The organism is Ruminococcus sp. AM43-6, from assembly GCF_003461785.1.
In the GTDB taxonomy this organism is placed as follows: Bacteria; Bacillota; Clostridia; order Oscillospirales; family Ruminococcaceae; genus Hominimerdicola; species Hominimerdicola aceti.
The window spans coordinates 1-18964 of sequence record NZ_QTXU01000013.1; the positions used below are offsets into that span (position 1 = coordinate 1).

21 protein-coding genes and 2 riboswitches are annotated in these 18964 nt (G+C 41.6%); of the genes, 5 read left to right on the forward strand and 16 right to left on the reverse strand.

Translation table 11 applies throughout. The features are described from left to right. The first annotated feature begins 177 nt into the window (after positions 1-177). Positions 178-981: a DNA glycosylase gene (locus DW938_RS08270; protein WP_117876054.1), complete on the forward strand. Its 804-nt coding sequence runs from the start codon at positions 178-180 to the stop codon at positions 979-981. A gap of 47 nt (positions 982-1028) precedes the next feature. On the opposite strand, the gene argS is transcribed toward DW938_RS08270, so the two are convergent. From argS to DW938_RS08300, 6 genes are all read right to left on the reverse strand, one after another. Beyond that, positions 1029-2717 (reverse strand): arginine--tRNA ligase, encoded by a 1689-nt coding sequence (gene argS, locus DW938_RS08275; protein WP_118124471.1) that lies wholly within the window; start codon positions 2715-2717, stop codon positions 1029-1031. 27 nt (positions 2718-2744) lie between these two features. Then, on the reverse strand, positions 2745-3182 hold the full coding sequence (locus tag DW938_RS08280; protein ID WP_022286901.1) for a DUF1934 domain-containing protein: 438 nt from the start codon (positions 3180-3182) through the stop codon (positions 2745-2747). A gap of 15 nt (positions 3183-3197) precedes the next feature. Beyond that, entirely contained in the window at positions 3198-4007 is an 810-nt protein-coding gene (gene murI / locus DW938_RS08285) for a glutamate racemase (protein WP_022286900.1), read from the reverse strand. Beyond that, positions 4000-5082 carry a D-alanine--D-alanine ligase family protein gene (locus tag DW938_RS08290; protein WP_118124472.1) on the reverse strand — a complete coding sequence of 361 codons (1083 nt, stop codon included), beginning with the start codon at positions 5080-5082 and terminating at the stop codon, positions 4000-4002. Before DW938_RS08290 ends, murI begins: the two co-directional genes overlap by 8 nt. 126 nt (positions 5083-5208) lie before the next feature. After that, positions 5209-5982 (reverse strand): phosphoribosylformimino-5-aminoimidazole carboxamide ribotide isomerase, encoded by a 774-nt coding sequence (gene hisA / locus DW938_RS08295; RefSeq protein WP_118124473.1) that lies wholly within the window; start codon positions 5980-5982, stop codon positions 5209-5211. Positions 5983-5991: 9 nt separating this feature from the next. Beyond that, positions 5992-6981: a transglutaminase domain-containing protein gene (locus DW938_RS08300; protein WP_181984395.1), complete on the reverse strand. Its 990-nt coding sequence runs from the start codon at positions 6979-6981 to the stop codon at positions 5992-5994. A 235-nt stretch (positions 6982-7216) separates the two neighbouring features. On the opposite strand from DW938_RS08300, the gene DW938_RS08305 reads away from it, so the two are divergent. From DW938_RS08305 to DW938_RS08315, 3 genes are read left to right on the forward strand one after another with little or no spacing between them, the layout of a single operon-like run. Further along, complete coding sequence (locus tag DW938_RS08305; protein ID WP_118124475.1) at positions 7217-9157, forward strand: aconitate hydratase; 1941 nt, start codon at positions 7217-7219, stop codon at positions 9155-9157. A 23-nt stretch (positions 9158-9180) separates the two neighbouring features. Next, positions 9181-9738, forward strand: a complete 558-nt coding sequence (locus tag DW938_RS08310; RefSeq protein WP_118124476.1) for a DUF6630 family protein — start codon at positions 9181-9183, stop codon at positions 9736-9738. Positions 9739-9750: 12 nt separating this feature from the next. After that, positions 9751-10962, forward strand: a complete 1212-nt coding sequence (locus DW938_RS08315; protein ID WP_038671977.1) for an NADP-dependent isocitrate dehydrogenase — start codon at positions 9751-9753, stop codon at positions 10960-10962. 54 nt (positions 10963-11016) lie between these two features. Here DW938_RS08315 and DW938_RS08320 read toward each other — a convergent pair whose 3' ends face one another. After that, the gene (locus DW938_RS08320; protein ID WP_118124477.1) at positions 11017-11583 is read right to left on the reverse strand and encodes a chromate transporter; all 567 of its coding nucleotides are present in this window, start codon (positions 11581-11583) and stop codon (positions 11017-11019) included. Next, a complete protein-coding gene (locus DW938_RS08325; RefSeq protein ID WP_242992457.1) occupies positions 11580-12164 on the reverse strand; it encodes a chromate transporter in 585 nt (194 codons plus the stop codon). The genes DW938_RS08320 and DW938_RS08325 overlap by 4 nt, the downstream gene beginning before the upstream one ends. Positions 12165-12330: 166 nt before the next feature. Beyond that, positions 12331-12429, forward strand: a riboswitch (SAM riboswitch). Between the two features lie 87 nt (positions 12430-12516). On the opposite strand from DW938_RS08325, the gene metK reads away from it, so the two are divergent. Beyond that, positions 12517-13689, forward strand: coding sequence for a methionine adenosyltransferase (metK, locus tag DW938_RS08330; RefSeq protein WP_118124478.1), 1173 nt, complete (start codon positions 12517-12519; stop codon positions 13687-13689). Positions 13690-13756: 67 nt separating this feature from the next. Here metK and DW938_RS08335 read toward each other — a convergent pair whose 3' ends face one another. From DW938_RS08335 to rpsU, 8 genes are all read right to left on the reverse strand, one after another. Continuing rightward, a complete protein-coding gene (locus DW938_RS08335; RefSeq protein ID WP_242992458.1) occupies positions 13757-14380 on the reverse strand; it encodes an ECF transporter S component in 624 nt (207 codons plus the stop codon). A 97-nt stretch (positions 14381-14477) separates the two neighbouring features. Beyond that, positions 14478-14610: riboswitch (FMN riboswitch) on the reverse strand. A 30-nt stretch (positions 14611-14640) separates the two neighbouring features. Beyond that, positions 14641-15081 (reverse strand): CD1247 N-terminal domain-containing protein, encoded by a 441-nt coding sequence (locus DW938_RS08340; protein WP_118059729.1) that lies wholly within the window; start codon positions 15079-15081, stop codon positions 14641-14643. A 41-nt stretch (positions 15082-15122) separates the two neighbouring features. Beyond that, positions 15123-15680 carry an elongation factor P gene (gene efp, locus DW938_RS08345; protein ID WP_022286889.1) on the reverse strand — a complete coding sequence of 186 codons (558 nt, stop codon included), beginning with the start codon at positions 15678-15680 and terminating at the stop codon, positions 15123-15125. 139 nt (positions 15681-15819) lie between these two features. Beyond that, entirely contained in the window at positions 15820-16884 is a 1065-nt protein-coding gene (locus DW938_RS08350) for an aminopeptidase P family protein (protein ID WP_118054144.1), read from the reverse strand. Further along, a complete protein-coding gene (aroQ, locus tag DW938_RS08355; protein WP_118124479.1) occupies positions 16877-17335 on the reverse strand; it encodes a type II 3-dehydroquinate dehydratase in 459 nt (152 codons plus the stop codon). Before aroQ ends, DW938_RS08350 begins: the two co-directional genes overlap by 8 nt. 18 nt (positions 17336-17353) lie before the next feature. Continuing rightward, positions 17354-18208 carry a TIM barrel protein gene (locus DW938_RS08360; RefSeq protein WP_117927583.1) on the reverse strand — a complete coding sequence of 285 codons (855 nt, stop codon included), beginning with the start codon at positions 18206-18208 and terminating at the stop codon, positions 17354-17356. 24 nt (positions 18209-18232) lie between these two features. Then, positions 18233-18712 carry a YqeG family HAD IIIA-type phosphatase gene (locus DW938_RS08365; protein WP_117876041.1) on the reverse strand — a complete coding sequence of 160 codons (480 nt, stop codon included), beginning with the start codon at positions 18710-18712 and terminating at the stop codon, positions 18233-18235. Between the two features lie 62 nt (positions 18713-18774). Continuing rightward, on the reverse strand, positions 18775-18948 hold the full coding sequence (rpsU, locus tag DW938_RS08370; protein ID WP_002847085.1) for a 30S ribosomal protein S21: 174 nt from the start codon (positions 18946-18948) through the stop codon (positions 18775-18777). Positions 18949-18964 lie beyond the last annotated feature (16 nt).

Consider the following 18964-nt stretch of genomic DNA (forward strand, 5'->3'; position numbering starts at 1 on the left):
TTGTCTATCTCTCTTTTCTTTTTTCTTAATTTTGTCCAATATCTATTGTAGCACTACACCTTTCTTAGATATGTTTATTTTATCCGCTTGAAAAATACTAATATTTATAGTATAATATTTTTTGTAGAATTTTGCAAGTAGATTCGATGATTTTATAATAAATAGGAGCTGAATTTTATGGATTATACACAAAGCGGCAGTGACATTTTGCTGAAACAGTCTGATTTTGGACTAGATGATACACTTGATTGCGGACAGGCTTTTCGCTGGGAGAAGATAGATAAAAAAACTTACAGCGGAGCTTTCCTTAACAACAAACTTACCATAAGTGAGGAACCCGAAAATGGCGTGTTTAGGCTTCATGACACTACTGTGCAGAACTTTGAAAACATTTGGATCGATTATTTTGACCTGAATACTGATTACGGGGAGCTTAAACGCCGCTTCTCTGAGAACGAAACTCTGTCAAAAGCCTGCTCATTTGCAGGCGGCATAAGAATACTCAGGCAGGACAGTTGGGAGGCGTTATCTTCCTTTATAATAAGTCAGAACAACAATATCCCAAGGATAAAGGGCATTATAGGACGTTTGTGTGAGCATTATAGCGGCTACCCTTCTGCCGAAGATATGGCAGATGAAACTATAGACAGCCTTGCGTATCTGCGTTCAGGGTTCAGAGCAAAATATCTTGTTGACGCCATTGAAAAGGTTTTGAGCGGTGAGATAGACTACCAAAAGATAAAAGAAATGCCCCTTGACGATGCACGAAACGAGCTTATGAAGATCAAGGGTGTTGGTCCGAAAGTTGCTGATTGTACACTGCTTTTCGGCTTTTACAAAACGGACGCTTTCCCAAAAGACGTGTGGGTGAAGCGAGTGCTTGCACAGTGGTATCCGAACGGACTTCCCTCTTGTGTGAAGGGTGTTGAGGGCATTGCACAGCAATATCTATTCCACTACATAAGAAATACCCAAAAATAACAAAAGACCCGATCGTAGAGTTTTCCACGGTCGGGTCTGATATTTTATTACATAGACTCTGGGCAAGTTATCTTGAGCATATCAAGAATATTCTTTATTACCTGCTTAACTGCAAGTGAAAGTGAAAGTCTTGCCTGCATAACGCTCTCGTCTTCTCCCATGATACGGCAGTTGTTATAGAATTTGTGATACATTGTAGCAAGGTCTATAACATACTTTGTTACCTTAGCTGGGTCATAAGCCTTTGCAGCCTCGTTTATAACGTTTGGCAGAGTAGCAAGGTGTTTTATCATCTCCTGCTCCTCAGGCGCTGTGAGGACGCTGAGAGCCGCCTTGTCGAGGCTCTTAACTTCAATGCCCTCTTCGTTCATCTTTTTAAGGACAGAACAAATTCTTGCGTGTGCATACTGTACATAGTAAACTGGATTCTGGCTTGTCTGAGATACAGCAAGGTCAAGGTCAAAATCGAAGTGAGAGTTAGGCTCACGGAGATTGAAGAAAAATCTTGCTGCGTCTATCGGTATCTCGTCAAGAAGAGTAGAAAGTGTGATAGCTTTTCCTGAACGCTTTGAAAGCTTATACTTTTCACCGTTACGGACAAGGTTTACCATTTGCATGATAACAATGTCAAGTCTGTCAGCGTCAACACCAAGTGCTGTCATAGAAGCTTTAATACGAGCTATATATCCGTGGTGGTCCGCACCGAAAATATCTACAGCCTTATCGAACTTTCTTACTGCAAGCTTGTTGTAGTGATATGCGATATCAGGCACAAGATATGTTGGCACACCGTTTTCACGAACGAGAACTCTATCCTTTTCGTCACCGAACTCTGTTGTTTTAAACCAAAGGGCACCGTCTTTTTCATAGGTATGACCGCTTGCTTTGAGCTGTTCGATAACTCTCTGAACTGAGCCGTCCTTATGAAGTGTGCTTTCGTTGAACCACTTGTCATACTGTATTCTATATTTGCCAAGGTCGTCGTGGAGTTTCTGAATATTCTTTGGCAGAGCAAAATCGCAAAGTGCCTGACGGCGTTCCTCGCTGTCAGCGTTCACATACTTGTCGCCGTATATCTCATTGAATGCGTTTGCATGGTCGATTATGTCCTGACCCTGATAAGCGTCCTCCGGAAGCTCAGTTTCAGGCTTGTATATCTGAAGATATCTAACTTCGAGTGAAGTCTTGAACTTCTCTATCTGATTGCCTGCGTCATTGATATAGAACTCTCTTGCTACTTCATAGCCTGCCTTTTCAAGAACAGACGCAAGACAATCGCCTATAGCTCCGCCTCTTGCATTGCCTATGTGCATAGGACCTGTTGGATTTGCAGAAACAAATTCCACAAGAACGCTCTTCCCAGCGCCAAGGTCAGTTTCACCGTATTTCTCTTTCTGCTCCAAAACAGCGGCAACTACAGTTGCATACCATTCAGGAGAATAGAAAAAGTTGATGAACCCAGGACCTGCCACTTCACATCTTGCAAAGTATGAGCCGTTAAGGTCTATCTTGGATACGATAGCTTCTGCTATTTTTCTTGGATTGTTTCTGAAAGGTCTTGCACATACCATTGCGGCATTAGTGGAAACGTCACCGTTTTTTGAGTCGGCAGGTATCTCCGTATTAAATGCAGGAACAGGCTCTGCTGGAAAAGTTCCGTCTGCAACAAGCTCGCCCATAGCCTTCATTACAAGCTCCTTAGCCTGAATAAATGCGTCGCTTATGAGATTAGTCATATTATTTTTCCGTCCTTCCAAATATAATTATGCGACAACATTTGCCGCTTTTACTTCTATAGCTATCTCAAAATCACCGATATAGCTTGAATTGACATCTAAAACATAGTGAAAGAAAAGCATTCCACCGTTTTCGTCAAGATCTGATCTTATGGTTTTAGCGGTTATGCCTATCATAAAATCACCGTATGGAGTGCCATAAACGCAATGCTGCTTTTCGCCTATATCAACAACAAGATTCGCTTCAACCGTTCCGGTTCTGTTCATAGTCACCTTGCGGCAGCCTTCGGTTTCTAGCGTTGTAACGCTTCCTTCAAATCCTGTTGCCTCAGACTCCTCATACGATATGCGATATCCTTTTTCGGTTGCTTCATAAAGTCCTGCTGAGATAAGCTCTGTTTCTTCTTTTGTATTACCGTCGCTTTGACGGCTAACAAGTTTTATTGATACTTCCTTGCTGGTCAAATAAAATCCTCCAGTTTACAGCTTTAGGCTGCATTTTGATATTTGTGCATTGATATTGTTTCCGAGAAAACGTTCAACATTCTCAGAAAACAGCTCAACGCTGTCGGTACAGTAAAGCTCAAGGCTCTCACGCTCTTCTCTTTCAGCCGTATCATCGCTGTATGAAAGGGAGTTGAGTGCATATTTCGCAAGCTCTGCACCTGATGAAACAAGTGTTACACCCTCGCCCATTATATCTGAAATTAGTTCAGTGAGGTGTGGATAGTGAGTACAGCCGAGAATAAGAGTATCAACGTCTTCTTTTTTCATTATTTCAAGATACTCCTGTGCGATATACCTTGCAGGCACGCAATCAGGGGCAGTATAGCCATTCTCTACCAGTGGCACGAACATAGGACAAGCCTTGCCGACCACCTTGATGTTAGGGTTAATGCTTCTTATAGCTTTGCCGTAAATGCCGCTCTTTATGGTCGCACTTGTGGCTATAACGCCTATCCTGTTATTCTTTGTAGCAGAGCAGGCAGCCTTTACCGCAGGCTCAACAACTCCGCTTATGGAGATATCTGACTTTATATCCATTGCAGGCAATACAGAAGAAACTGTACCGCAAGCAACGAGTATCATTTTAACGTTATGCTGTTTAAGAAACTCTATATCCTGTCTGGCATAGCTCATTATAGTCTCTCTGCTTTTTGAGCCGTATGGCACTCTTGCCGTGTCGCCAAGATAAACAATATTTTCATTTGGCAGAAGCTTTATAAGCTCTTTCACACAGGTAAGCCCGCCAACTCCTGAGTCGAAAACTCCAATGGCGGCGTTATTCATAATCAACCTCCGCCTTATCAAGTGCCAGCTTGATAAGCTTATCTTCCTGCTGTGCAGGGGTCATTCCCTCGTACTGCATAAGCTGTGGATACATACTTATAGGCGTGTGACCTGGGAGAGTATTTATCTCGTTAAGAATAACAGTGCCGTCTTTCATAAGGAAAAAGTCTACTCTTGAAAGTCCGCTGCAGCCCATTGCTCTGTATGCCTTGACAGCCGTCTTTCTTATTTCTTCAATGCTCTCCTCGCTCATTCTTGCAGGGATAAGCGTTTTGGAAGCGGCGTCATTATATTTTGCGTCAAAATCGTAAAACTCGTCATTTGCAGAGCATACTTCACCGACAGTTGAAGCAAAAGGCTCGTCATTGCCCATTACCGCACACTCGCACTCCATGCCAACTATAGTTTCTTCTACAATGACCTTGCTGTCATGAGCAAATGCAAGCTTTATGGCAGCTTTAAGTTCATCTCTGTCCTTAGCTTTTGAAACGCCCACAGAAGAACCGCAGTTTGCAGGCTTGACAAACATTGGATAGCCAAGCTTGCTTTCCATTTCGTCACACTTTTTGTCAAGATGTGAAAGCTCTGAGGTTATAATGCCTACCCACTTTGCTGTCTTTATGCCGTTTGCGTCAAGAACAGTGTGTGTAAGTCCCTTATCCATGCAGTTTGCAGAGGATATGCAGTCACAGCCTACAAATGGTATCTCAGCAAGCTGAAAAAGCCCCTGAATAGTGCCGTCTTCACCGTTCTTTCCGTGAAGGACTGGGAAAATAACGTCAACTTTTACATTCTGATATTCGCCGTTTTCTCCAAGAGCGATAAAGCCCTTGTGAAGAGGGTCAGGACTGAGAACGCATGGAACATTATCAGGGTGCTGTTCCCATTTGTTTGACGCAATATCGTCAACATCTCCTATATATTTCATCCAGTGACCTTTTTTTGTTATTCCGATACAAATAACATCATATTTGTCCTTTGGTATACTCTTTATAACGTGAGTTGCAGAAACAACAGATACGTCGTGCTCGTTTGATTTTCCGCCGAAAATAACGGCAACTCGGATCTTAGACATAAAAACTCGTCCTTTCTGAATTAGTATCATAATATTATAACATATTTACACTTAAATTGCAAATCTTTTTGTGCCAAAATATGCAGAAAACAGCTATAAATATTGTGTTTATTGCATAAGGCAGGACTATTTGCCGTAGACAGCGACTTTTTCAAAGTTCATATTTCCACCGAAAATGTCAAGGGCAGAGCCAATGGTGAAGTCTATCTTTCCATTTCCAAGTTCTTTCAGGTTATCGAGATCCTCAAATGATGAAATTCCTCCGGCATAGGTCGATGGAATGGTGCAGTATTTTCCCATTATCTTTGCTATCTGCGGCTCAATGCCCTTTGCTTTGCCCTCTGTGTCAACGGCATGGATAAGAAATTCATCACAGTATTCTGAGAACATTTCTAGGGTCTGGCTGTTCATTTCGATGTCAGTGAATTTCTGCCAGCGGTCTGTCACCACATAATACTTTCCGTCCCTTTTGCGGCAGGAAAGGTCAAGAACAAGTCTGCTTTTGCCAACGGACTTCACCAGTCTGTTCAGATTATCGAAATTAACAACACCGTTTTTGAAAACAAAGCTCGTCACGATAACATGGCTTGCGCCCTTTTCAAGAAATTGTGCGGCGTTTTCGTCATTTATTCCGCCGCCTATCTGCAATCCACCCTCAAATGCGGATAATGCACTGTAGGCTTGTTCGAGGTCTGCGTTGTAAAATTCGCTGCCGACAGGGTTCAGTATAATAATATGTCCTCCTGTCAGTCCGTATGACTTATAAAGCTTGCCATAATAAGCTCCGTCATATTCTGAAACGAAGTTATCCACAGCATAATTGTTTTTGTCAGAAAGGCTTCCTCCCACTATCTGTTTTACATTACCGTTATGGATATCTATGCAAGGTCTGAATTTCATTGCTCTCTCCTATCTGAATTTTCTCATGTATATCACCAAAACTATATCATTTCCGTTTTGGACGCGTTGACAGTATACTTGATGATCTGTATGCTTTTCGCAGAAGCTGTCAAAAACTTTGCTAAGCCCTTTGATATTTTCCTCATTGAAGTTCGTGTCTATCTGGTCAGTTTCACTGAATTGGAAATCGCTCATATCTGACGTTACCGCCACGCTATCCTGCATATTATCCAAAGCCTTTTCCATAAGGCTCTCTATCTCATTTACTGAGTTTATATGCGTAACTGTCTGCGTAATATAGCTGAACTTTATACTATCTGTATCAGGAAGCTCTGTATCGTCCCAGACGTGTTTTGTTTTCATGTATTCTTTTGAGACGTTAAAATACTTGTGCCTTACTGGTCTATCCGTAAAGTCAGGGATAGGATCGTCCCAGCAGACGTCAACATAATACCAGCTTTCTCCTATTTGAACTATGTTCCATGAATGATCGTCACCTTCAAAATCTGTGGCGTATATGGTCTTGCAGGGTATTTCCAGCATATCCATAAAAAGCTGAAACGTTGTGGAGTAACCTGAGCATATTGCTTTTCCGTTTATAAGACAGCCGTATGGATTATCTGAGTTCGGCAGACCAATACCAAGCGCATTGAGATGTGCTTCGTCATAGCTTGCACAGCCAACTATATAATCATGTATCGCAAGCTCTTTTTCATAATCGCTCATGTCAGGTGTGATAAGGTCATTTATCGTCGAAACGGCTTTGTTGTATATTTCAAGCTGTTTATCATCAAGATTTGCTGTATTGCCTGAGAGATAAGCCTGAGATATAGGCGTGCTGTCATAGTATTTATCACTTCCGCTTTCGCTGTCAGCACTTGATGATGTAGTCACGGCAGAGGAATTATCCACAACTGTTGTGGGCTTTTGTGACTCTGTACAGCCTGTCAGACATAGTATCACCGCCGATAAAAATATCAAAACAGTTTTTGATTTCATGCTTTTCACCGCCTTGTTTTCTCTGATAACACAACTATTATATAATATACGCTTTGCCGTGTCAAGTAAGGATATCGTAAGAAATGAAAATTTATACAGTAAATCGACGTATACCATGCAAAAATATGCATTAAAACGCTATAAAATCAAGCAAATGTTTATATTTACCTTGACAAAAATCGCAATTTGTTATAAAATATTAATATCAGTTATTTTTGAAAGGATTGTTGTTACAATGGGACTTACTTTAACAGAAAAAATACTTAAAGCACATCTTGTTGACGGCGAATTTGTTAAGGGTCAGGAGATCGGTATCCGTATCGACCAGACGCTTACTCAGGACGCAACAGGTACAATGGCTTATCTTGAATATGAGGCAATGGGCGTTCCTCGTGTCAGAACGGAAAAGTCTGTAGCTTATATCGACCACAACACGCTTCAGTCAGGCTTTGAGAATGCCGATGACCACAGATTTATCGGTTCTGTCTGCAAGAAGCACGGCATTTATTTTTCACGTCCCGGAAACGGTATCTGTCATCAGGTACATCTTGAGCGTTTCGGCATACCAGGTAAGACCCTTATAGGCTCTGACAGCCACACTCCAACAGGCGGTGGTATCGGAATGATCGCTATAGGTGCAGGTGGACTTGATGTTGCAGTTGCAATGGGTGGTGGTGCTTATTACATCACATATCCTAAGATAGTAAAGGTAAATCTCACAGGCAAGCTTTCTCCATGGGTATCAGCTAAGGACGTTATCCTTGAAGTTCTCAGAAGAATGTCTGTAAAGGGCGGCGTAGGCAAAGTTATAGAATACTGCGGCGAGGGCGTAAAGACACTTACAGTCCCTGAGAGAGCAACTATCACAAATATGGGTGCTGAGCTTGGTGCAACTACATCTATCTTCCCTTCTGACGAAACAACACTTGCATTTTTGAAGGCTCAGGACAGAGCTGACGTATGGAGCGAGCTTAAGGCTGATGATGACGCTGTTTATGACGAACAGATAGATATCGATCTTTCACAGCTTGTACCACTGGCTGCCTGTCCTCATTCTCCTGACAACGTTAAGAGCGTAAATGAGATCGGAAAGCTTAAGATAGATCAGGTTTGTATCGGCTCATGCACAAACTCTTCTTATGTTGACATGATGAAAGTAGCTCACATTCTTAAGGGCAAGACAGTTGACCCTAGCGTTTCACTTGCAATCGCTCCAGGCTCAAAGCAGGTACTTAACATGATCGCTGAGAACGGCGCACTTGCTGATATGATAGCAGCAGGCGCAAGAATACTTGAATCCGCTTGCGGTCCATGTATCGGTATGGGTCAGTCACCTAACTCAAAGGGTGTTTCACTTAGAACATTCAACAGAAACTTCGAGGGCCGTTCAGGCACAAAGGACGGTCAGATCTATCTGGTATCACCTGAAATGGCTGCTGTTTCAGCTCTCACAGGCTACCTCACTGACCCAAGAACACTTGGAGATATGCCTGAGTTCAAGCTTCCTAAACATTTCAAGATAAACGACAATATGGTTGTTCCGCCAGCTGACGAGGCTGATATGGACAGCGTTGAGGTTCTTAGAGGACCAAATATCAAGCCTTTCCCACAGACTTCACCGCTTGATGACAGCATCGATTGTCAGGTATCACTTAAGGTGGGCGACAACATCACTACAGACCATATCATGCCGGCAGGCGCAAAGATACTTCCATTGCGTTCAAATATCCCTGCTATTTCACAGCACTGCTTTACAGTATGTGATGAGGACTTCCCAAGACGTGCAAAGAACATGGGCAAGTCAATAATCGTTGGCGGCTCAAACTATGGTCAGGGTTCATCAAGAGAACACGCAGCACTTGCTCCTCTCTATCTTGGCATAAAGGCTGTTCTTGTTAAAAGCTTTGCAAGAATACACAGAGCTAATCTTATCAACGCAGGTATCCTTCCGCTCACATTTGTAAATGAAGCTGACTATGACAAGATAAATCAGGGCGATGAGATCGTTCTTGCTGACGTTCGTGCAGACGTTGAGGCTGATATGTCTAAGCTTACTGTTGTGAATAAGACAACAGGTGTTGAGATACCAGTTCTCTGCGAGCTTACAGGCAGAACAAAGGATATTATCCTTGCAGGTGGTCTGCTTGACTATACAAGAGAACAGCTCTCAAAATAATAAAGTCTGATATGGAGGTTCCTATGGGGATTTTCTCGAAACTTTTCGGCACAAAGGACAGCACACCGGCAATGAAGGACTATTCTTTTATTACCGATATTGCCGCATTGATTACGGACAATGACAGCGAAGTTGTTTCAAAGCTTCGTGAATGTGCAAATGACCCTTGGGCTTATGCTGAGAAAAACGCTTCAAGATATTTGCAAAGAGGCGTAGTTGTTTCTGACAGGGAAGCAAATGATATTGACGATATCTGCTGGATAGGTATGATAGACGAACTTGAAGAAAACGGCTATCTCTTCCCTTGCGACTATTCAGAGGAGGTCGAGAATATTATCTGGGGACTTTCACAGCTTAAAAACTACAGCTTGATCGAAAGCTATACAGACGACTTTGAGGCTGATGACGATGATGACGCTGAGGAGTGTGTACATAAGTTAAACAGCACTCTCAAAGATGCTTGCATATGTATGATAGATATTGACAGCGACAGCTACGAGCTTATCATTGCAAGTCTTGACGTTTACAAAAAGATATCTGCGATAGCTAAAAACAACGGATATTCCATTATTACTTTATAGGAGGTCTTACCAATGGCAAAAATTCAGATGAAAACACCGCTCGTTGAAATGGACGGCGACGAAATGACCAGAATTATCTGGCAGGATATAAAGGATATTCTTCTTACTCCATATATTGACCTTAAAACAGAATACTATGATCTTGGTCTTGTTCACAGAAATGAGACCGACGATCAGGTAACTGTTGATTCCGCAAACGCTACAAAGAAATACGGCGTTGCTGTTAAGTGTGCAACTATCACACCTAACGCTGCGAGAATGCCTGAATACAACCTCAAGGAAATGTGGAAATCCCCTAACGGCACTATCAGGGCTATTCTTGACGGAACAGTTTTCAGAACTCCTATCCTTGTTAAGGGTATCACTCCATACATTCCTACATGGACAAAGCCTATCACTATCGCTCGTCACGCATACGGCGATGTTTACAAGAATGTTGAAATGAAATGCCCTGCTGGCTCAAAGGCAGAACTTGTTTGCACTGACAAGGACGGCAAGGAAACTAGAGAAACAATTTACAACTTTGAGTGCGACGGAATCATTCAGGGTCAGCACAACAAGTCAACTTCTATCGCTTCATTCGCAAGAGCTTGCTTTAACTTTGCACTTGATAAGAAGCAGGATGTTTGGTTTGCTACAAAGGATACTATTTCAAAGAAGTATGACCACACATTCAAGGATATCTTCCAGGAGATATACGATAACGAGTACAAGGCTAAGTTTGAAGCGGCTGGTATCGAGTATTTCTATACTCTTATCGACGATGCTGTTGCAAGAGTTATCCGTTCAAATGGCGGTTATATCTGGGCCTGCAAGAACTATGACGGTGACGTAATGTCTGACATGGTGGCTACTGCTTATGGCTCACTGGCTATGATGACTTCTGTTCTTGTTTCACCTGACGGAATCTATGAATATGAGGCTGCTCACGGCACTGTTCAGAGACACTATTACAAGCACCTCAAGGGCGAAGAAACTTCTACAAACTCAGTTGCCACACTGTTCGCATGGACAGGCGCTCTGAGAAAAAGAGGCGAACTCGATAACCTGCCTGAACTTATGAACTTTGCTGATTGTCTTGAAAAGGCAACTATTGAAACTATCGAAGACGGAGTTATGACAGGCGACCTTTATCTGCTTTCTACACTTGAAAATAAGAAGAAAGTAAATACAGTGGACTTCCTTAAGGCTGTTGACGAGAGACTTAAAAAGCTTCTGGGTTAATTTTCATATCACAAAAATTAAAAGCTGTAGCACTTTGCGGTGTTACAGCTTTTTTTAATAGAATATTATGCCGAGAAAGGCGGAGCTTACGATAATTGCGATCGGTGAGAGCTTGAATTTCTTCAGTTTCAAAAGAAGCACATCTGACAAGGCTATGAGCAGGAATATTATCAACGCTTTATAGTCAAAAGCAGGCTTTGAATTTATGGTGGTGATATTTAGCAGTGAAGATAAAGCCATTGTAATGCCAGTGGCGAGTATCATCGCAACAACGCAAGGACGAATGCCTGAAAGCACTGCTTTTATCCCTGAGTATTTAAGCAAATCCTTCATGATCGAAGCTATGATGAATATTATCACGAACGAAGGCAACACAACGCCAAGGGTGGCTATCAATCCGCCTATGAAGCCTGCCTGCGATGAGCCTACAAAGGTCGCCATGTTCACTGCAAGTGGTCCAGGGGTGGACTCAGATACGGCAATAAAGTTCACAAATTCGTCCTCACTGAGCCAGCCAAAGGTAAGAACTTTTTCACGGATAATGGATATCATTCCATATCCTCCACCGAATGACACTGCGCCTATTTCAAGAAAAATGAGAAAAAGCTTGAGATATATCATTTTAATGTACTTCTCTTTCTGAGGGTTTTAATCAGATACACGGCAATGCCCACAGCACCACTTATGATAATATAAAATACTGATGAAAACTTCACAGAAAAAAGTGTGAAAAGTATCATCATTATGAAAACTCCAAGCATTATAATTTTGTCAAGCAATGTGTTATCAAGTGCTTTCAACATTCTTAGTCCTGCAGTAAGTATGAGATATATTACGCCTACCTGAATGCCACGGAATCCAGCGTAGACTACTTTTAAAGACAGAAATTTGTCAAAGAAAAGTGATATTATGTAGATTATAAAAAACGACGGTATGCACACACCGACAGTTGCCGCAATAGCACCCAACACACCTCCTATTTTGTAGCCGATATATGTAGCACTGTTTACAGCAGTTGGTCCGGGGGTGGACTCTGATATAGCTGTCATATCGAGAAATTCTTTTTTATCAAGCCAATTTTTGCGCACACAAAATTCTGTTTCAAGCAAGGCTATCATTGCATATCCTCCGCCAAAGGTAAAAACGCCTATCTTAAGAAAGGTCAGAAACAATGTTCTTATATTTGAATTGTCATTTTTCAAAAAAACTCACCTCTTTTTATATTATAACGAACTTGTCCTAGTAAGTCAATGCTTTTATTAGCATTTGCTGATTTATTACGAAACATTAAAATAATCTATAATTATGTGTAAAACAGTTGACAATAGTCGATATATGGTGTATAATATATTTTGTTAAAATTAAATAGCCTTATCAAGAGTGGTGGAGGAAACAGGTCCTGTGAAGCCCAGCAACCTAGCGTTAGTTAAGGTGCTAAATCCTGCGGTTATTTCCGAAAGATGAGGAAATTGAGTAATTTCAAGCGTTTCGGAATGAAGCGCTTTTTTTGTGGCTGTTTTTAGATTAACAAATATTCAGAAAAGAGGTATTTTTATGTCAAAGTATTTATTTACATCTGAGTCGGTTACTGAGGGACATCCTGACAAAATATGCGATCAGATCTCTGACGCTATACTTGACGCTCTGCTGGAGCAGGATCCTATGTCAAGAGTTGCCTGCGAAACGGTCACTACAACAGGTGTAGTAATGTGCATGGGCGAGATAACAACAAAGGCTATAATCGACATACCACAGATCGTTAGAGATACAGTTGTCGGTATAGGCTATGACAGAGCCAAGTATGGTTTTGACGGACACACCTGTTCAGTTCTCACAACTATAGACAAGCAGTCGCCTGATATTGCAATGGGTGTTGACAATGCTCTCGAAGGCAGAGCTGAAAACGCATTCGATACAGGTGCAGGCGATCAGGGTATCATGTTCGGTTTCGCTTGCGACGAAACACCTGAACTTATGCCAATGCCTATATCACTTGCTCACAAGCTTGCTCTTAAACTTACAGAAGTTAGAAAGAACGGCACTTTGCCATATCTCAGACCGGACGGAAAAACTCAGGTAACAGTTGAATATGATGATGGCAAGCCAACAAGAGTTGACGCTGTTGTAGTTTCTTCACAGCATGATGACGCTGTAACACTGGAGCAGATAAGAGAAGATATTATCGAGAACGTTATAAAGACAGTTATCCCTGCCGAACTTCTCGATGAGAACACTACTTATTTTGTAAACCCAACAGGAAGATTCGTAGTCGGCGGTCCTCAGGGCGACAGTGGTCTGACAGGAAGAAAGATAATCGTTGACACATACGGTGGATATGCTCGTCATGGTGGTGGTGCTTTCTCTGGAAAAGATCCTACAAAGGTTGACAGAAGCGCAACATATGCTGCAAGATACGTTGCAAAGAATATCGTTGCATCAGGTCTTGCCAAGAAGTGCGAGGTTGAGCTTGCGTACGCTATCGGTGTTGCTAACCCTGTTTCAATCATGGTCGACACATACGGCACAGGAAAGGTTTCTGATGAAAAGATAGAGGCAGCTGTAGAAAAGGTATTTGACCTTCGCCCTGCTGCAATAATCAAGAACCTTGACCTTAGAAAGCCACAGTACAAGCAGCTTGCAGCTTATGGTCATATGGGACGTGAGGATCTTGATGTAGCTTGGGAAAAGACAGACAAGATCAATGATCTTCTTGAAGCAGTTAAATAATAAATATCAAAGCCTTGACAGGAATGTGCCTGCCAAGGCTTTTTTTGTGTTCAGCATTAATTTTGTTTTAGTCTTTGCCTTTAAGAATAGGCGACAAAGGCTTATAAATAAGAATTGTGACCAATGCACAAATAATACCCTTCACAAAAGTAAAAGGCAGATTGAAAATACACAGTGCAGAGAAAATATTCTTTACGCTACACATTATCTGCTGGTACATACCGAGTATAGCAGCTTCTCCGCCGAATGCTTTAAAGTATATAGGATAAACGATAAAATAATTCAACGGTAAGCTTATTACTGTGAAAACCAAAGTGCCAATGATACAGCTTATGATAGCATTCTTTCTGGTTTTTTTCTTATGGTATATAACAGAAGCCGTCAGCACAAAAGCTGCGCTTGTTACAAAGTCGAAGATGTTGCCGATACCCATTGTTGTGCCTAGTCCCTTTATAATCAACTGGATAACGTTCTTGATAAGGCAAACGATCACGCCTGCAATAGGTCCCATTGAGAAACCTGCCAGCAGGGATATAACGTTTGAAAGGTCAAGCTTGATAAATCCTGGCATAAGCGGCACAGGAAAATCAAGGTAATATATCACAGTAGCTATGGCGCTGAGCATTGCCACCGTTACCATTTTTCTTGTTGTAAAAGTTTTATTTCTTGGCATAGTGTTATCACTTGTCATTTTAATTCCTCCAAATAATAAAATTATCGGGAGAAACAGCAGCAAAAGCAAAAGCACCCTGAAAATAAAATCAGGGTGCAATTTATGCGTTATTGATCTGTCGTTTCTTCCATCCGGACTTTACCGTCGGTTTCGGATTTTCACCGAATCAGCGCATTTCTGCGGTCGAGGACTTACGAATACTATTCGATCACCTCCGGTGTGGAATTTCACCACCCCTGAAACACATTATTAAATTTTGCTGAACACTTTTTATGAGATCAATCCTCGTTGTCCTCGTCCTCAATTTCTGAGAAATCAAACTCAAGGCTCTCTCCACAGTTTGGACATTCAATAGAACCATCAGCGATAATGTTCTCGCCAAGCATTATTGTGTCACCACAGTTAGGGCATACACACTCGTACATAGCGTCATCATCATCATCATCGTCATCATCACAACAACAATCATCGTCGCAACAACAATCGTCGTCGTCATCATCACCATAAATTAGATCTTCTATCTCGCCGAGATCCTCGTCAAGAGTATCTACAAGCTCAACTGTTTCGTCAACTTCTTCGGCAATATCTTCAACTGTAGCAGACATCTCATCAAGAATATCAGCCATAATTGTCAATATCTTTCCCTCGTTTGTGGAATCGTCAATCTTTAGACCTTCCATAAGTCCCTTTAAATATGCAACCTTCTTTGACAGCTCCATAATATTCCCTCCGTTTCTAAAAAAACCGTAAAGGTTAAAACTTATGCTCTTTCCATGTACTCACATGTACGAGTATCGATTCTTATTCTGTCGCCTGTGTTGATGAACAGAGGAACTCTGATCTCAGCACCAGTTTCAACTGTTGCAGGCTTTGTAGCATTTGTAGCTGTATCGCCCTTGATACCAGGCTCTGTCTCTGTTACTTCAAGATCAACAAAGTATGGAGGCTCTACGCCGAATACTGTACCCTTGTAAGAAAGGATCTTACATACCATGTTTTCCTTTACGAACTTAAAGTTATCTGAAAGCTCAGCCTTGTTTACTGGAACAAGCTCATAGCTCTCTGGATCCATGAAATAATAAAGATCGCCGTCATTGTAAGAATACTCCATATCCTTTCTCTCAACATATGCTGTTGGGAATTTAGCTGTTGGATTGTATGTCTTTTCAACAACAGAACCTGAAATTACATTTCTAACCTTTGCTCTGACGAACGCTGCACCCTTACCAGGTTTAACGTGCTGAAACTCAACGATCTGCATTACGTTGCCGTCCTCTTCAAAAGTCACGCCGTTTCTGAAATCACCAGCAGTTACCATTATTTAGTACCTCCATAAACATTCTTAATTAATGTGTACACAGTTCAAAATGTCCGCATACCTCTATATTTATTTTACCATATTTATTTGTTTATTGCAATAGCTTTTGAAAACTTTTTTACCAAAAAATCAAAAAAAGTTACAAGCAAATAAGCTCTTTAGGGGCTTTTGTCATATTGATACATCCGTTTTCTGTAACAACAACAAAATCTTCTATTCTTACACCAAACTTGCCCTCAAGATAAATACCTGGCTCTACTGTTACGATCGAATTTTCAGGCAATATATCTTCCCTGCTAGGCGAAGCATAAGGGCTTTCATGTATCTCAACTCCCACGCCATGTCCGAGAGAATGGCCGAAATTATCTCCATAGCCTGCTTCAGTTATGATATCCCTTGCTATTTTGTCAAGTGCTTTTCCTGGCATACCTGCCTTTACTGCGTCAAGAGCTGAAAGCTGTGCAGTAAGAACAGTTTCGTATACAGACTTCATCTTGTCACTAGGTTTGCCTACGCATACAGTTCTAGTCATATCGCTGTGCCAGCCATCATAAGTTGCTCCGAAATCCATAAGCACGAACTCACCGCTCTCAACTTTTTTGTCAGATGGTACACCATGTGGAAGCGAAGTATTAGAGCCTGAAAGTGCAATAGTGTCAAAAGACAGAGCTTCAGCACCATTTTTAAGCATATAATAGTCAAGCTCCAGCTGAATTTCTTTTTCAGTTCTGCCGACCTTGATAAAGTCAAGCATATGTGCAAAACCCTTTTCAGCGATACGCTGTGCTTTGATTATCTTGTCTATCTGCTCTTGGGATTTAACTGTTCTGATCTCTCGTATTATTTCCGCAAGCTTTGTGTCTGCGATGACCTCAGCATTAAGCTTTTGCTGATATGCGATAAGCTCGGAAAGTGTGCAGGTATCGGCATTAACAGAAACTGTTTTTGCACCATGCTTTTTAATAAGGCTGTTTATCTGCTCATAGAGCTTGTCCTGCAAAATGACCTCGCAAGCTGTGACAGTTTTCTTTGCCTTTTCAATATATCTAAAATCTATGATAAAATACGCTTTTTCTGGAAAAACCACTAGTGTTCCTGCACTTGATTTCATTGCGGTGAAATATCTTCTGTTCACATCGTCAGTGATAACAGCACAATCTGCCGCTTCTGTTACTCGTGAACAAAGTTTTTCAAGATCAGTCATTTTCTGCACCGCTTTCATTTTTCCATTTGTAATACAAAGCGTCAACAGCCATGTAGTATGAATACTTTCCGAACCCGCTTATCTGACCCACGCATACAGGTGCGATAACAGAAGTGTGTCTGAATTCGTCACGGGAGTGTATATTGCTCAGATGTACCTCAACGACAGGAATCTTTATTGCGGCGATGGCGTCTCTGATAGCATAGCTATAGTGTGTATAAGCGCCTGCGTTAAGTATAACGCCGTCATAATTTTTTCTAGCAAGGTGAAGCTTATCGATTATTTCACCCTCATGGTTTGACTGATAAACGTCGCAGTGAAACTCATATTTCATTGCATGCTCGATTATCTCGTTGTTTATACTCTCGAATGTATCTGTACCGTAAACTCCAGGCTCACGCTCGCCCAGAAGATTGAGGTTAGGACCATGTATAACAAGTATTTTTTTCATATCAATACTCTCCTATCTTTATTTCACCGACAAATAATAATTCTTCATTGTCAGTGCGTCCTTGTCCTGAGTGCCTGCACTTTCACAGACGAATATAGGTGAAAGATCTTTCTTTGCGACTATCTCCATAAGCGGCTCATAGTCAGGTCCAAAGCCTTGATTATCGTCAAAAGTCAGGTGCTTTTTCTCGCCGCCTGGATTTGTAAACATTATCTTAGAAAAATGGCTGTGAAATATTTTAAGCCTGTCGTGACCAATAGCATTTTCCACTTCATCAAGCATTTTTTCATACTCTGCCTTACCTTTTATATAGCCGAACTCCCTTGCGTTGAGATGTCCGAAATCTATTGTCGGCAGGAACGTATCATCAAGCTTGCAAAGCTCCAGCACTTCTGTTAAGTTACCAAGCTGATTTACCTTACCCATAGTTTCAGGGCAAAAAACGATATGTTCAAAGCCCTGCTCAACGGCTGCTTTTCTAGCCCTTGTGAGAGTATCTTTAGCAAGTTCCAAAGCGTCCTCTCTGCTTATTTTCGCACAGCTTCCTGAATGGATAACTATTCTATCAGCACCCATTCTGCTTGCAGCGTCACAGGATTGCAGAATATAATTTATGCTGTTGTCACGCTTTTCAGCTTCAAGGCTTGAAAGCGAAATAAAATACGGCGCATGGAGCGAAAGCGTGACATTGTGCTCTTTAGCCTTATCTTTCAAGGCAAAAGCTATTTTATCGGAGACCTTAACTCCCCTGCCACACTGATATTCATAGTGGTCAAGCCCCATTGCTTCGAGATATCCCGGAGCTTGAAGTGTTGTTTTATATTTAATGGAAAAAGCCTCGCTGTTTCCCGCAGGTCCAAATTTTGCCGACATTAGTATCATTCCTTTCGTTTTATGCTATTTGAGCTTTGGTAAAAACGGCTTTTCACAGGCTCTTTTAAATCTAAACGGCAGGCTCGTTTCAGGCTCTATTGGGAACACGAATATGGAGCGTATACCTTTCAGATTTGAGCCAAGCACGTCTGTGAATATCTGGTCGCCAACAGCCGCAACATTTTTCTTATTAAGCCCGAGCTTAGCTATAGCTTTGGTATATCCAAAGGTCAGCGGTTTTTTGCCTTCAGGTACAAAGTCAAGCTCCAACTGCTCTGCAAAAGGCTTTACCCTTGGAGCATGATTGTTTGAAACGATCATAAGCTTTATCCCTGCCGCTTTCATCTTAGCAAGCCAATCAAGACTCGACTGTGGGGGAATGGGATTGTTATGTGTTGTCAGCGTATTATCAAGATCGAGGAGCAGCCCCTTGATATGCTTTTTAGCAAGAAAATCGGGGGTTATCTCTCCTACCTTGTCAAAAACATAAGTTGGTTTGAACATAAAAAAACTCCTGTAGTATAAAATAAAAAGCGGACATAAAAATGCCCGCCTTTAATTACATATTAGTATTTACGCTTACGAGCAGCTTCGGACTTCTTCTTACGCTTTACCGAAGGCTTTTCGTAGTGTTCTCTTTTACGAACCTCTGCGATAACGCCGTCTCTTGCACATGATCTCTTGAAACGCTTAAGTGCTGTATCCAAAGTTTCGTTCTTTCCAACACGGATTTCTGCCAAAATTATTCCCTCCCTT